This is a genomic window from Bacteroides oleiciplenus YIT 12058 (assembly GCF_000315485.1).
Taxonomy (GTDB): Bacteria; Bacteroidota; Bacteroidia; order Bacteroidales; family Bacteroidaceae; genus Bacteroides; species Bacteroides oleiciplenus.
The window spans coordinates 605,161-619,209 of the sequence record NZ_JH992944.1; the positions used below are offsets into that span (position 1 = coordinate 605,161).

The 14,049-nt window shown below is 45.6% G+C and carries 11 protein-coding genes and 1 riboswitch; of the genes, 7 read left to right on the forward strand and 4 right to left on the reverse strand.

Going from position 1 to position 14,049, the window contains the following annotated elements:
• Positions 1-19: 19 nt before the first annotated feature.
• The 3 genes from HMPREF9447_RS21945 to HMPREF9447_RS21955 all read left to right on the forward strand — a co-directional run bounded on the left by HMPREF9447_RS21945 (position 20) and on the right by HMPREF9447_RS21955 (position 4,743).
• Complete coding sequence (locus tag HMPREF9447_RS21945; RefSeq protein WP_009131983.1) at positions 20-571, forward strand: RNA polymerase sigma-70 factor; 552 nt, start codon at positions 20-22, stop codon at positions 569-571.
• A 371-nt stretch (positions 572-942) separates the two neighbouring features.
• Complete coding sequence (locus HMPREF9447_RS21950) at positions 943-1,914, forward strand: FecR family protein (RefSeq protein WP_009131984.1); 972 nt, start codon at positions 943-945, stop codon at positions 1,912-1,914.
• A gap of 204 nt (positions 1,915-2,118) precedes the next feature.
• Positions 2,119-4,743 carry a carboxypeptidase-like regulatory domain-containing protein gene (locus HMPREF9447_RS21955; protein ID WP_009131985.1) on the forward strand — a complete coding sequence of 875 codons (2,625 nt, stop codon included), beginning with the start codon at positions 2,119-2,121 and terminating at the stop codon, positions 4,741-4,743.
• A 131-nt stretch (positions 4,744-4,874) separates the two neighbouring features.
• Here HMPREF9447_RS21955 and HMPREF9447_RS21960 read toward each other — a convergent pair whose 3' ends face one another.
• Complete coding sequence (locus tag HMPREF9447_RS21960; RefSeq protein ID WP_009131986.1) at positions 4,875-6,125, reverse strand: hypothetical protein; 1,251 nt, start codon at positions 6,123-6,125, stop codon at positions 4,875-4,877.
• Between the two features lie 49 nt (positions 6,126-6,174).
• Entirely contained in the window at positions 6,175-7,827 is a 1,653-nt protein-coding gene (locus tag HMPREF9447_RS21965; protein ID WP_009131987.1) for a GH35 family beta-galactosidase, read from the reverse strand.
• Between the two features lie 175 nt (positions 7,828-8,002).
• On the opposite strand from HMPREF9447_RS21965, the gene HMPREF9447_RS21970 reads away from it, so the two are divergent.
• Positions 8,003-8,251 carry a hypothetical protein gene (locus HMPREF9447_RS21970; RefSeq protein WP_009131988.1) on the forward strand — a complete coding sequence of 83 codons (249 nt, stop codon included), beginning with the start codon at positions 8,003-8,005 and terminating at the stop codon, positions 8,249-8,251.
• An 89-nt stretch (positions 8,252-8,340) separates the two neighbouring features.
• Here the strand turns inward: HMPREF9447_RS21970 and HMPREF9447_RS21975 are convergent, their stop codons facing one another.
• On the reverse strand, positions 8,341-9,213 hold the full coding sequence (locus HMPREF9447_RS21975) for a mechanosensitive ion channel family protein (protein ID WP_009131989.1): 873 nt from the start codon (positions 9,211-9,213) through the stop codon (positions 8,341-8,343).
• Between the two features lie 141 nt (positions 9,214-9,354).
• A riboswitch (TPP riboswitch) is annotated at positions 9,355-9,450 on the forward strand.
• A 36-nt stretch (positions 9,451-9,486) separates the two neighbouring features.
• Between HMPREF9447_RS21975 and HMPREF9447_RS21980 the strand changes: the two genes are divergently transcribed.
• The 3 genes from HMPREF9447_RS21980 to HMPREF9447_RS21990 are packed head-to-tail and all read left to right on the forward strand — an operon-like array spanning position 9,487 to position 13,053.
• Positions 9,487-11,781 (forward strand): TonB-dependent receptor, encoded by a 2,295-nt coding sequence (locus tag HMPREF9447_RS21980; RefSeq protein ID WP_009131990.1) that lies wholly within the window; start codon positions 9,487-9,489, stop codon positions 11,779-11,781.
• Positions 11,782-11,784: 3 nt separating this feature from the next.
• Positions 11,785-12,387: a nicotinamide riboside transporter PnuC gene (gene pnuC / locus HMPREF9447_RS21985; protein ID WP_009131991.1), complete on the forward strand. Its 603-nt coding sequence runs from the start codon at positions 11,785-11,787 to the stop codon at positions 12,385-12,387.
• Positions 12,388-12,396: 9 nt separating this feature from the next.
• The gene (locus HMPREF9447_RS21990) at positions 12,397-13,053 is read left to right on the forward strand and encodes a thiamine diphosphokinase (RefSeq protein WP_009131992.1); all 657 of its coding nucleotides are present in this window, start codon (positions 12,397-12,399) and stop codon (positions 13,051-13,053) included.
• Positions 13,054-13,122: 69 nt separating this feature from the next.
• Here the strand turns inward: HMPREF9447_RS21990 and HMPREF9447_RS21995 are convergent, their stop codons facing one another.
• The gene (locus HMPREF9447_RS21995) at positions 13,123-14,031 is read right to left on the reverse strand and encodes a DMT family transporter (protein ID WP_009131993.1); all 909 of its coding nucleotides are present in this window, start codon (positions 14,029-14,031) and stop codon (positions 13,123-13,125) included.
• Between the last annotated feature and the right edge of the window lie 18 nt (positions 14,032-14,049).

Below are 14,049 nucleotides of genomic sequence, written 5' to 3' on the forward strand. Positions count from 1 at the left end.
AACAAAAACAGCCCCCTACATGAGTAATAAGATTGATATGAAAACGCTTGAAGCCTTGCAACAGGGATGTCACAAGGCATTTGAGATTGTTTTTCTGGCTTATTACGGAAAAGTAAAGGCGTTTATATACGGATACGTCAAGTCCGAACCGGATGCCGAGGAGTTGGCAGAAGATTTATTTGTAAATCTTTGGGTGAAACACCGGGATATAGACAATGCCAAATCGTTCGATGCTTTTCTGCATACGATGGCAAGGAATTCGGCAATCAACTTTTTGAAGCATAAATATGTGCAGGAGGCTTATCTGAGCACAATTCAGGGGCAGGAATACGGTTCTACTTCCGAGGAGGATATGATAGCGAAAGAGTTGGGGTTGCTGATTGACAAGACGGTGGAAAACATGCCGGAGCAACGACGGAAGATTTATGTATTGAGCCGGAACGAGGGATTGAGCAATGAAGAAATAGCCGAACGGCTACACACTACCAAAAGAAATGTAGAAAGCCAGTTGAGCCTTGCCTTGAAAGAGATACGGAAAACAATCTCATGTTTCTTCGTAGTATTTTTATAAAATCCTGACAGTATTCCATTCGAGAACGGATGCAAGTAGGACATTGATGGGGTATGTCCGGAACAGAGACGGGCTTAGTGTAGAAGTGAGTATAGAATCAATGCCGATGATGGGTACAATCAATGCCAATGATTCCTACCATCAATGCCAATGATGGGTATCATCAATGCCAATGATGATAGGCATCAATGGCATTGATGATAGGCTCAGTCCTAATGACAGTATAGATGACAGTCAGACATTGTATAGCTGAGTTCATTACCATGTACTTATGAACAAAACCTTCATGAATAACCTCTCTTGAGAAAAATATCAGTTTTCTTATTGAGCTTTCCCCATCTCAACTGTATATATACCAAAAGGCAGTAAAAATGGAAGCAAACTCTATTGTTAGAATCATACGAAAATATTTGTCGGGACGTTTCTCGCCCGAAACTGAGGAAAAGGTTCAGAGATGGATTATCAAAGACAAGTACCCGGAGGAAAAAGAGAAAGCCTCACTCGCCTATTGGAACGAAGTAGAAGCGAAATCCGATACGGACACTTACCTTGCCTTGGAACGGGTGAATAAAAGAATCGGTCATCAAAAGATGCGCCCCCTCCCCTTGCATCAAAAAATCGGCCGCATCGCAGCCGTACTCATTCCACTATTCATCCTAGCAGGAGGCTATCTTTACCATACTTCCACCCGGAATAATCTGATTGAGATTTCAGCAGCATACGGTGAAAAGAAACACCTCCTCCTGCCCGACAGCTCCGAAATATGGCTGAATGCCGGAACCGTTATCAAATATCCCAAACGGTTTTCTGACTCCCAACGCACCGTGCACCTCAACGGCGAAGCCTACTTCTCCGTCAAAAAAGATGCCGCCCACCCGTTCATTGTAAATACTCCGCAGCTCTCCGTCAAGGTATTGGGAACCAAATTCAACGTAAAGGCTTATGCGGACGATAATTCAGTGACTACCACCCTGATAAGCGGCAAGGTAGAAGTCACCTCCCCCGCCCAGACCTCCCGGATATTGAAACCCAACGAACAACTGACCTATGACAAGCGCACCTCCGACATCAGCATTACGGAAATCCCCGCCAATGACACCGATAGCTGGATCACCGGAAAGCTAATATTCACCCATGCACCTTTCACCGAAATCATCCGGACACTGGAAAGGCGGTACAACGTAACGTTCACCACCTCCGTCAATATCCCCGCCTCCAAACGCTACACCGTCAGGTTCCTGAAAAACGAGAATCTGGACGAGATATTAACCGTACTGAAAGAAATGATTGGCTTCCGCTACCGGCAGGAGGGCAACGAAATAGAATTAAGTAATAACCCGTAAAACCCAGCAGCCTATGGAAGAAAAAAGGAACCGGATTGTAGCTTGAGACCATCAACCCGGTTCTGAGATGTTAATCCTTTTTTACTTTTAAACTAACAATAAAGTATTAACCCTACAAAGATAATGCAAATTGAGTGCAGAACTTTCATGCTTGCATGAAAAAGTTATGCCGAAATGCAGCTTATCTTATAAAAATGTACAATAATGAATCGAATAAGCATTAATAAGCAAATAAATAAAAACATTATTTTCCTGCTCTTCACCCTTCTCTCCCTTACCGCTACAGCGCAGGATGAAGGGAAAAGAATCACCATACAGAATAAAAATAGTTCGCTGAAAGAAGCCTTTGTCCAGATAGAACTACAAACCGGCTACAGCGTGGCTTATGAACTATCCGCCTTAGACGTAAAAAAACAACTCTCCCTTTCCTTCAAAAACCTGAGCATAGACAAAGCATTATCCCAAATCCTGAAAGGCACCCGCTATACTTACAAAATAACCGGCTACCACATCATCATCACCTCCCCGGACAAGCAACAACCGTCCGCCAAAGAAAAGACACAAAAACTAACTCAAACCATAAGAGGCATCGTTATCGACTCCAAAACCAACATGCCGATAGAATTTGTCACCGTAAGAATCACAGGCAGCGGTTCGCTGGGCGCCACCACCGATAGTTTAGGCAGATTCCGGATAGACCACGTCCCGGTGGGGCGCTGCAACCTGCAAGCATCTTTTGTGGGCTACAACGCAAGCATCCTCAACGAAATCCCCGTGACTTCCTCCAAAGAAGTGTACCTCGAAATCCCTCTCGACGAAAATGTTCACTCATTGGACGAAGTCGTCATACACCCCGAAGTCCGGAAAGACAAGCCCCTGAACACCATGGCCATCACCGGCGGACGCATGATTAGCATGGAAGAAGCCGGCAGGTTTGCCAACGGCTTCGACGACCCCGCCCGACTGACCACCGCATTTGCAGGCGTGGCAGGCAGCGTCGGGACAAACGCGATAGCCATCAGAGGAAATTCCCCCCAGTTCACGCAGTGGAGGCTGGAAGGTGTCGAAATACCCAATCCCACCCACTTTGCCGACGTCTCCGGTCTGGGCGGCGGCTTCCTGTCCGCCCTGAGCACACAGGTCGTGGGCAACTCCGATTTCTACAACGGCGCTTTCCCTGCCGAATACAGCAATGCCTTATCAGGCGTTTTCGACATGCACATCCGCAACGGAAACAATCAGAAGTATGAGCATACCTTCCAGTTGGGAATTATGGGTATCGACCTTGCATCCGAAGGTCCCCTCAGCAAGAAGCAAGGCAGTTCCTACATCTTCAATTACCGTTTCTCCACCACTTCCTTGGCTACCGGAAACGATATAAACATGAAATACCAGGATCTTGCCTTCAAACTGAACTTCCCGACAAAGAGAGCCGGCACCTTCTCTTTATGGGGAATTGGCCTGATAGACCGCAACAAGCCCGAAGCCGAGGAACGGGAGAAATGGGAAACACAAGCCGACCGCCAGTCGGGCGAAATCAACCTGGACAAAGCCGCCGCAGGTGTAACTCACAAATACCTCATCAATGCAGACACTTATATCCGTTCGTCACTCGCCGCCACCTATTCACAAGACCACACGATAGCCAATCAGCAGACAGAAGATGACCGGATAGTCCCCGTAGGAGACATCCGGAATTCCAAATGGGACGTTGTCTTCAACTCTTATCTGAATAAGAAATTCAGTCCCAACCATGTGAACAGGACGGGTATCACCCTCACAGGGCTGAAATATGACCTGGACTATAAAGTCAGCCCCTACTTCGGACTGGACATCCCCATGGAACAAATCTCAAAAGGTAACGGAGAAAGCGCCGTACTCTCGGCATACAGCAGTTCCGTCATCAACTTAAGCAACCGCCTCACCGCCAGTCTGGGCCTCACCGCCCAATACTTCACCCTCAACAAGAACTGGTCTGTAGAGCCCCGGGCAGCCATCAAGTGGTCTTTCCTTCCGAAGCACTCCCTGGCAGCAGCCTACGGTCTGCACAGCCGCCGGGAGAAACTGGATTATTACTTCGTGGAACGCACCGTCAACGGCAAAACCGAATCCAACAAATATCTGGATTTTGCCAAAGCCCATCACTTCGGACTTACGTATGACTGGAACATCAACCCGTACATGCACCTGAAGATAGAGCCCTATTATCAATATCTGTTCCGCATCCCCGTCGAAGAGAATTCTTCCTTTTCCATCATCAACCACCAGGACTTCTATCTGGAAAGGATACTCAAGAACAAAGGAGTGGGCAAGAATTATGGTATCGACATCACCCTGGAACAATACATGAAAGACGGCTTCTATTATATGATAACAGCTTCCCTGTTCAAATCCCGCTATAAAGGCGGAGACAACATCTGGCGCAATACGCGACTGGACAAAAACTACCTGCTGAACGTCCTTGCCGGAAAAGAATGGATGGTGGGCCGGCTGAAACAAAATGTACTCAGCCTCAACGGACGCATCTACTTCCAGGGAGGCGACCGCTACACCCCGGTGGACAGGAAGCAAAGCATGATAGAACATGACATTGTATTCGACGAAACGAAGGCATACAGCGAAAAGTTCTCCCCGACTATCAACGGCGATATTTCCTTCAGCTACCGGATTAATAAGAAAAAGGTATCGCACGAGTTTGCCATCAAACTGCTGAATGTGGGCATGCGCACCGGAATGCATTTCTATGAATATAATGAGAAAACTAATAAAATCAAAAAGGTTGACGGCACAGGTTTAATCCCCAATATAAGCTATAAAATCTATTTTTAAAAGACACAAGGAAAACAACCAACAGTTCATTTCAATTCCCTCATAAACAAAAAAAGCGATTGTGACAAAAGTTTCTTTAACTTATGCACAACCGCTTTTACTTAAAACATCAATATATAATATAGTTTTTTTTACCTAAAAACACCCATCATCCAATAATAATTCTCTATCAGCTTATTGAATATCTTTTCCGCAGCTCCTACCTCTATCAGCCCCGGACCGTTATCCGCTCCAAATCCACCATAAGCCGCCGAACGGATATCAGGCAGGTACACCGGCCACTTCCCATTATTCCAAGTATATCCGAAAAGGAAAGGAATAACGTTATTGGGCTGCATCTCACGCTTCCAGTCTATCTGGAATTTAATGAAAGGTTCTCCGGGAACAGCAGCAATGGCAATGCGGTCGTTTATGGATATGACTGAGAAATAGACATTATACTTCAGGGATTTATCATGTCTACCGGTGAAGTGCAGAGAGTCAGTCTTTACCTTAATATCCGCTACATCATATGGGTTCGGGTAGATTTCCCTGGCAAGCTTAACCGTTTCAATAGAAAGCAATTTTCCCATACGGTCGATCAAATCATAATTGGAGGGACGCGGATCGTCTGGTCCCGTACGTCCACCGTCTTTAAACAATGGGGCCTGATTGCCGCCACCGCCTTGAACAAACAAACAATAGACCTGATTATTAAAAGCTTCTTCCGTATATTTCGTAGCATAACCTACATAATCGGCAGAAATTTCAAAGTTATTCCAGGCTACGTCCGGATGACAGGCATAATTCATGAGAATTACTTTGGGATTTCCTTTCGTATCTTCCAGTTTTATCACTCCTACGGAATTATCAACCGGTCCGTGCGGGATACGTTCCGGATTTACAGCCCGGTAATGATCGTCTCCCAACCAGGATTCGCGGGCACGCCCGTCTTCCCGCAGGATAAGGCGGTTGAAGCTCAGTTGGGGGAAAGTACGGTAACCGGCTGAAATACGCGCCTCAAACATAGATGTAGAGGCTTCTTTCAGCGCATTGGTGATTTGTGCTTCAAGCCATTCCTTCGGCCCTGCCTGTGAGGAGTGTGTATGTTGGGGGCAGAAATACACTTCCTGTAATTTAAATTGCTTTTTCAGTTTCTCTGCCAACGGAATGTTGGTATATCCACCTAAATCCAAAGCTACAAATGCAATACGCGAATCTCCCGCCTCAAGAATAAGGGATCTCGCATACAGCGAATCGTGCACCGGATAACGAGGATTGGGTGGAGTTATGTTCACTTTGCTGGTACCGGCCATTAACTTTTCCGCAGCGCCAGCATTCGCAGCAGAAAAAAAACTCATCAGTACACACAGTACTGTTAACCAAAAGTTTTGTGTTCTCATTTGAAATCTATTTAATTGATAATATGTACATTTCTCATTAATAAAGATGTCATGGCTCCACCGGAATAAGCTTGACTATTACGGTAGTAATAAGGTCCGGAGTCTTCTCCTCATTAGTATAGACAGGCGGCATCTTCACGCCTCCCACACCCTGCATAGCTTCGTCACCTCCCAGATATCTCAGGGTTTTCCATTCACCGTTCACAAAACGTCCTTCCCTGATAGTGCCGTAGCTAATACCGGGACGCTTCTTGTTTTTTGAACTGAAAGAGATATTCACACTATAACCGGAAACCAGAAATTCATCTTCCGACAGTCTGATAACCAAGCCATATCCTTCATAAGGTTCTGCTGTATGATAATTAACATGCATTTCATAATCACCAAAGTCTATCCTGTCACTGGTATTCCCTTCCTGCATGAAACCTCTCATCCGGCCTGTTCCCTGTTCTTTTGCGATGAGCGGCAGCAGATTTCCCAGGACTTCATACGCAGCTTTCAGCGGATGCTTCTCATTATATACGCTATAATTGTCTATCGCAAAAGGTGAAAAACACATCGCATCAAATTCAGCCAGGGTATAGAACGCTTTGGCAGGCCCGCTCCATTTCTCACCCCGGAACAGAGCAACGGCCTCGGGCACAAATACCGGATTATCATTCCGGTCATACTCCTTCAGTTTCGAAATATAGTCTTCATTGTAATTATCCACGGCAAGGACATCTATCGCAGGGGCTGCCAACTGATAGATATCGAGCATCCGGGCATTCGGTCCTCCACTGGGATACTTTCCTGGTATGGGGTCTTTCGGATAAATGGTCCAAGCATTCACAAACATCGGTATCGGATAAGCCTCTTTTCCGGCAGAGGCGACTTGTTGAATATGACGGGCATAATGCCACCCCATAAACATTTCATCAGCCAGATTATGGCTTTCATTGCCGAACAACTCCTGCCAGCTTCCTTGTGTTTTCTTTCCATTGACTTTCCACTGTCCGATTATCTCCGGTAGTATTTTCTTCTCATTCTTCGAGATATACTTCACAAGTTCTTCCGGAACATCCTTCCTAAAAAGTTCTTCTGCCTTGAGCGAACGGTCTCTGCTATCTCCCAGCAAGCCTACCTCATTCTCCACCTGTACCATCAGCACAGTTTGTTCCGCACTGTCTATCTGCCTGATATGGCTCATCAATGCACTGAAAGCTTTTGATTCGATATCAGTCAGTGCCTGTGTAAAGTTGGATAAATACGGAAGATTTCCACCATCCTGGCCTCTCATCCGGGGAAAGCGTTTCGTGTCTTTCATCACCCAATAGGGGGCATAGCCTGACGATCCATTCTTCCAACTTCCAAACCAAAGAAAGACAAGTTTCAGGTCATATTTTCTCGCCTCATTGATAAGTCCGTCCACAACAGTAAAATCATATTTGCCTTCTTCGGGTTCCAGTTGTTCCCAAGTTACTGCAAGAAGAACCGTATTCAGATTGAGATTCTTCAGATTCCGCCACTTCGGAGCCATGCTTTCAAGTGTAGATGCACTCGAGTTCATCAGTTCTCCGGCCAGCATAACATAAGGTTTGTTATCCAGCACCAATTGCTTTACTCCACTCTTGTTTTTTACTATCTTCGGCAAGTCACGCGCCGACAGACCCAAGCCTGCTGACAGCAGGCATAACAGAAAAATACTAATTACTTTTTTCACGGTATTATTACTCTAAAGTTTAACGTTCACGCTATTTTTCGGCAATAATACACGCGGATACTTAAAAAAGCGATTAATTCTATATTAACTTAGGAAATGATTTATTATTTTTAATGCATGAACTAACCATTCACAGCAAATGTTATATCAATAAGAACTTTAAAACACAACTATCATGGAAAAGTATCTGATTCATAGTAACGAATTGCATTTCATTAATAAGGAACGCATTCACCAGGCGGTAGAGAAAATGGTAGAGTCACTGGACATGGCGGCAGGTTCCACCCGAGGCTTTGACTTGTACACTGTAGTAGAAAGCTACTTCACTGATCTTGAGAAACGAAGGGAAATCAACCATTTACTACATATCGAAAAGAATGAATGTGAAGAAATAGAAGAAGAACTCGGAGTATATGAGATGTAAAGAAAATAACAATATTCATAGTAAGTAATAACAATAAATGAAGAGGAGCATCACAGTAAGTGCAATGCTCCTCTTCATTTATATGACGATCAGCCCTTCGCCTGATGTACCGTCAGTTGTGGGAAAGGGAAGCCGATGCCCTCCTTATTAAATACGGAGTAAATGTTTTTGTTCATATCGAAATAAACTCCCCAGTAGTCCTCACTCTTCACCCAGGCACGGATGATGACATTCACACTGCTTGCATCGAGTGCATGAAGGGCAACGAAAGGTGCAGGGTCACCAAGTATCCGTTTATCTTCAGCAATAATGCGGCGGGTGGTTTCTTCTACTTTATCAAAGTTTTCGCCATACTCTACGCCAATCACCCACTCTACACGGCGGGTATTTTCACGACTGTAGTTGGTCACCGTGCCACTGCTCAATGCACCGTTCGGGATATAAATCACTTTATTGTCACCGGTAAGCAGAATAGTATGGAAAATTTGGATTTCGCGTACTGTACCTGTCACACCCTGGCTTTCAATCAGGTCACCTACTTTATAGGGACGAAGCAATAAGACGATTAGCCCGCCTGCAAAGTTCTGTAAGTTTCCGGACAATGCCATACCGATAGCCACACCGGCGGATGCCAGCAAGGCGGCAAACGACGTTGTTTCTACTCCTAACTTACCGATAACGGCGATAATCAACAGGATAGTCAGCAGAATATTCACCAGACTCTTCACAAAACTCTGGATACTGGCATCCACGTGACGTTTTGCCAGCACTCTGGCCAACATTTTATTAAGGAAGGAAATCAGGAAACGTCCGACAATGAAAACCAATACGGCGCCAATGATATGACCGCCTGCGTTCACTCCCCAATCTATCAGTTGTTGAAGGAAGATTTGTAATTTACTGAAACCGTCTTCCACTACAGTTTCGGCGGCAGGAGCCGCTGCTTGCAAAAATAATAACATAATAGTGTTCGTTTGATGTTAATAAATACATTTTCCCTGCAAGGCTATCAGACACTTGCAGGGTTACAAAATTAACAAATATCTCCGATTATCGTTCACTCCATTTGCTGGTTTCAATGAAAACGGCTACTTTTGCCATCGATTTCAACTAAGGGGTGCCCTAATACGACGGGCTGAGATCACACCCACTGACCTGATCCGGGTAATGCCGGCGGAGGGAAAAAGAAGAAAAGTTCCCCTTTTCTGTATTAATCTTTAATAGTTAAAATTGTAATGAGAAAACATGCAATGGCGGCCTGCCTGTTGACGGCAACGCTGAGTGTCTGTGCGCAGACGCATGAGAAGGACAGCTTGCGGGTGATAAGCCTGCAGGAAGTAGAAATTATCTCCACCCGTGCCACGGGAACTACTCCGGTGGCATTTACCAATGTAAGTAAAGAGCAACTTAAGAAGCAGAACTTCGGGCAAGACATTCCCTATCTGTTGTCGTTCACACCGTCTGTACTAACAACGAGTGATGCGGGTGCAGGTATCGGCTACACTAGTATCCGGGTGCGTGGAACAGATGCTACACGCATCAACGTAACCACCAACGGCATACCGATGAACGATGCGGAAAGCCATTCCATATTTTGGGTAAATACTCCCGACCTTGCCTCTTCACTTCAGGACTTGCAAATTCAACGCGGTGCAGGAACTTCCACAAATGGAGCAGGAGCATTCGGAGCCAGTATCAATATGAAGACACAAGGCATTCTGCCTACACCGTATGCAGAGTTCTCAGGCTCTTACGGATCATTCAACACTCATAAGGAAACGGTAAAAGTAGGCACTGGTCTCATCAATGGGCGATGGGGATTCGATGCACGTTTGTCTAATATCCACAGTGACGGCTACCGCGACCGTGCCAGCGCCGACCTGAAGTCCTATTTTGTGCAAGGCGGATATTACGGCGACAAGACCACCATCAAATTCATCACCTTCGGCGGAAAAGAAGAAACATATCATGCCTGGGATGGTCTGAAGAAGAAAGTACTGGAAGATGATCGTACATACAATCCCAACGGCGCCATAGAAGATGCCCAAGGAAATGTAATCGGGTTCTATGACAACCAGATAGATTACTACCGCCAGACGCATTACCAATTATTACTGAACCAGATATTGTCTTCTTCGTGGAAACTGAACATAGCACTGCACTACACTGACGGTTACGGTTACTATGAGGAATACAAAAATCGGCGTACACTGGTGGAGTATGGGTTGACACCATTTGAAACAAACGGCACCACCATAGAGAAATCGGACCTTGTACGCCGCAAACTGGTGGACAGTGGTTTCGGCGGTGGTATATTCTCTTTTGATTATAAAGGAAACAAGTTAGATGCCTCCATCGGTGGCGGACTGAATTATTATAAGAATACCCATAACGGCAAAGTGGTATGGGTGAAGAATTATCTGGGTGAACTTGCCCCTGATCATGAATATTACCGCAACATCGGACGGAAAACAGATGGTAATATCTACGCAAAGGTAAATTATGAGCTACTGGATGGAGTTAGTTTATATGCCGATATGCAATATCGTTATCTGCGCTACAAGATAAACGGCAATAACGACAAGTGGGATTGGACAGCCGACCCGGCACACTTGCAACCGCTGAATATTGACGAAGATTTCAGCTTCTTCAATCCTAAAGCCGGTATCTTCTGGAAAATTAATCCCTATAACAATCTTTATGCCTCCTTCAGCGTGGCAAACAAAGAACCTACACGTAACAACTATACGGACAACCTGTTTGCCGCACAACCCAAATCAGAACGGATGTTCGACTATGAACTGGGCTATACCTTCCGCAAAGGTTGGTTCAATGCAGGCGTCAACCTGTACTATATGGATTATAAGAATCAATTGGTGCTGAATGGACAATTGAACGAAATCGGAGAACCCGTAGCAGAAAACGTGAAGGACAGTTATCGCATGGGCATCGAGTTGATGGCAGGCGCCCGCATCACCAACTGGCTACGATGGGATGTCAATGCAACCTGGAGCCGCAACCGCATCAAGAATTACACCGAATATCTGAGTGATGTGAATGAGGACGGGGAAAATATATATAGCGAAAGTTGGGGCATCTCGCAGACCACCCGCTATATCGGCACTACTCCCATCTCTTTCTCACCGGACTTCATGGCAAACAGCCTCATCTCTTTAGATTATAAAGGTTTTAATGCATCTTTGCAGACACAATACGTCAGCAAGCAATATTTAAACAATGCCCATCAGGAAGACTGTACATTGGACGCTTACTGTGTAAGTAACCTGAACCTCGGATACACTTTCAAACTGAAAGGGCTGAAATCTGTTAATGTAGGTGTGACGGTCTATAACCTATTTGACGAAACCTACGAAAGCAACGGTTATGCATCAGGAAGTGCAGTGTACGAAGGTCACGGTAAGAATCAGATAAAGAATAAAGATAGTAAGTTTCTCCACACCTCCAATTATGCAGCCTACTATCCCAATGCAGGTATTAACGCGCTGGCACATATTACGCTGAGCTTTTAGTATATGGAGCAAACTCTTGAAATAATAGGAACAATCGTCGGGCTTGTCTACCTTTGGCTGGAATACCGGGCGAGTATCTATCTTTGGATAGCGGGTATCATCATGCCCGCTATCTACATCTTCGTCTATTACGATGCCGGGCTATATGCCGACTTCGGAATAAACATCTACTATCTCGGTGCGGCAGTGTATGGCTGGATGATGTGGAAATACGGCAGCTTTGTCAGGAGGAAACTACATCTCCGCACGGAAGAAGAACAGGAACTCCCCATCACCCGTATGCCCTTGCGTTATTATCTTCCTCTCGGTATTGTATTTGTCGTTACCTTCATCGGCATTGCCTGGATACTAATAGAATTTACCAACAGCAATGTTCCCTGGCTGGATTCATTCACCACCGCCCTCAGCATCGTCGGTATGTGGATGCTGGCACGTAAATATGTGGAACAATGGTGGGCATGGATTGTAGTAGACGTCGTCAGTGCCGGACTATATGTTTATAAAGGACTTGATTTTACTGCCGGACTATATGCCCTTTATACAATAATCGCTATCTTTGGCTACTTCAAATGGAAGAAAATGATGGAAGAAGTGATTAATGATTAATGATTAGTGATGAAAGAAGATATTGATAAGAAATCGGTAGACCTCTGTGCCCTCTATGGTGAACCGGAAGCAGTAATCCTTGCAAATGGCGATTACCCCACCCATCCCATCCCTTCGCAAATATTAGCGAACGCTCCCTATGTGGTTTGTTGTGATGGTGGTGCGGATACTTATATAGCACAAGGTCATGTACCGAACATAATTATCGGTGACGGCGACTCATTAAGCGAAGAAAACCGCCGGAAATATAGTCACATCCTTCATCATATTTCCGACCAGGAAACAAACGACCAGACGAAAGCCGTCAATTTCCTCATGGAGCAGGGAAAGAAAAATATCGTCATCGTCGGAGCCACCGGCAAACGGGAAGATCATACATTAGGGAATATCAGCCTTCTTATCGACTATATGCGTGCCGGAGCCAACGTCCGCACATTTACGGACTACTGCGTTTTTATCCCTTGCCGCCACACACATACTTTTTCCAGCCAACCGGGAAAGCAAGTCTCCATCATCAACTTCGGTGCCCACGGTCTGCGTGGCGAAGGTCTGGTCTATCCTCTCAGTGACTTCACCAACTGGTGGCAAGGCACATTGAACGAATGTACGGGAACGGAATTCACTGTTCATGCAGAAGGAGAATACTTGGTAGTGATAAACTATTAGTGATTGGTGATTAGTGGGCTGCGTTATTATGCCGCATGGCACTAATCACTAATCATTAACCCCTAATCACTATCTTCTCCTCTCCGCTACCTCCACAAAGTACACACTCAAGCATATCATCCCGATAGCCACTCCCTGTTCCCAGGTGAAACGGTCTTGTCCGGCAATATAAGAAACAACACTGGTCACAATCAATATCAGATAGCCATACATAGCTACTACGGTTGTTTTCAGATATTTCAGTCCGATAGGCATCAACCAGTAGCTGAGATATGTAGGAAAAATGAGGATGAAGGTCAATATCAGCCACGGCATCCAGTGCCACATGCCATGAGTAGCGTCGGTGAACAACGGCGCGTCCCATCCGAAGATAGTAGATATCACCAGACCGGACAGCGCCGCGCCCCCAAACACATATTTCATTACGGTCACCAAACCAATCTCTTCCAGCAACTTCTTACTCAGTATCAGGTAAATGGCAAAGAAAACCGAACTGAGCAGGCACAGCATATTGCCCGTCAATGCATCGTGTGCCAAGTCATTGCTCCCCTGCGTCAATATACAGAGCAGTGCACCGCCAAAGCCGAGGGAGATGCCAATGATTTTCATCAGCGTAGCCCGCTCGTGCAGGAAGAAAACAGAGATAAGAAACACCCAAATAGGTTGCAGAGAATTGAAGATGGCACTGCTGACAGGTGTCGTCTTACTGATTCCCAGCAGATAGCAGAACATAAAACCATACATGCCGAATGCTCCCAAGCAAAGTAACCCGATACGCTGCCGCCGTGTGATAGGCGCTTCTTTCACAAACCAGCCTGTCACCCAGAACGCCACGGCAGCAAAAGTACAACGCACCGTGACGCCCGTCAATGCGCCCATCCACACGGGCAGCAGGTATTTCAGGGCATTCATATTCAATCCCGCCAATATACGCGAGCCTACTAAGCTTAGGTTAGCCTCCAGTTTCTTATCTTTCATTCGGATATCGCAATTTTG

Coding starts and splice junctions, on each gene's coding strand:
- HMPREF9447_RS21945 (WP_009131983.1), top strand. CDS start 20: ATGAGTAATAAGATTGATATGAAAACGCTTGAAGCCTTGCAACAGGGA.
- HMPREF9447_RS21950 (WP_009131984.1), top strand. CDS start 943: ATGGAAGCAAACTCTATTGTTAGAATCATACGAAAATATTTGTCGGGA.
- HMPREF9447_RS21955 (WP_009131985.1), top strand. CDS start 2,119: ATGAATCGAATAAGCATTAATAAGCAAATAAATAAAAACATTATTTTC.
- HMPREF9447_RS21960 (WP_009131986.1), bottom strand. CDS start 6,125: ATGAGAACACAAAACTTTTGGTTAACAGTACTGTGTGTACTGATGAGT.
- HMPREF9447_RS21970 (WP_009131988.1), top strand. CDS start 8,003: ATGGAAAAGTATCTGATTCATAGTAACGAATTGCATTTCATTAATAAG.
- HMPREF9447_RS21975 (WP_009131989.1), bottom strand. CDS start 9,213: ATGTTATTATTTTTGCAAGCAGCGGCTCCTGCCGCCGAAACTGTAGTG.
- HMPREF9447_RS21980 (WP_009131990.1), top strand. CDS start 9,487: ATGAGAAAACATGCAATGGCGGCCTGCCTGTTGACGGCAACGCTGAGT.
- pnuC (WP_009131991.1), top strand. CDS start 11,785: ATGGAGCAAACTCTTGAAATAATAGGAACAATCGTCGGGCTTGTCTAC.
- HMPREF9447_RS21990 (WP_009131992.1), top strand. CDS start 12,397: ATGAAAGAAGATATTGATAAGAAATCGGTAGACCTCTGTGCCCTCTAT.
- HMPREF9447_RS21995 (WP_009131993.1), bottom strand. CDS start 14,031: ATGAAAGATAAGAAACTGGAGGCTAACCTAAGCTTAGTAGGCTCGCGT.